Origin of the sequence: Sulfitobacter sp. CW3 (genome assembly GCF_019392245.1) — a bacterium.
Taxonomy (GTDB): Bacteria; Pseudomonadota; Alphaproteobacteria; order Rhodobacterales; family Rhodobacteraceae; genus Sulfitobacter.
The window spans coordinates 1-276 of sequence record NZ_JAHXRL010000169.1 but is presented as its reverse complement, the minus strand read 5'-3'; the positions used below and the strand labels follow the sequence as shown (position 1 = coordinate 276).

General features: G+C 59.1%; 1 protein-coding gene. It reads right to left on the bottom strand.

Going from position 1 to position 276, the window contains the following annotated elements; all coding sequences use genetic code 11:
- Positions 1 to 276 (bottom strand): hypothetical protein (locus tag KZZ06_RS20650; protein ID WP_219581840.1); only part of this gene is annotated, 276 nt, incomplete at both ends.

Sequence of the window (276 nt, the reverse complement as noted above, 5' to 3'; positions counted from 1 at the left end):
CCGACAAGTCGTTCCGGGTTCTCTCCATGCCTGGAGCAAAGTACGACGTCATCAGGGTCAAACTTTGGATAGCCTGATGTTCCGCTAACTCGGAACGCGATTGTGCCTTCCTCGACGGGAAACGGAACGGAGATCTCGTAAAGGTCGGCACCGTCCGGCAGCTGCTCGGATGCGGTTTCTATCAGGCCGCCCGCGCTCACCAAGCCTTTCACGCCGACGATGTTCTGTCCTTCGACTGCGCGAACGGGAGCGTCGGTATCGCCAAACAGGATGCCG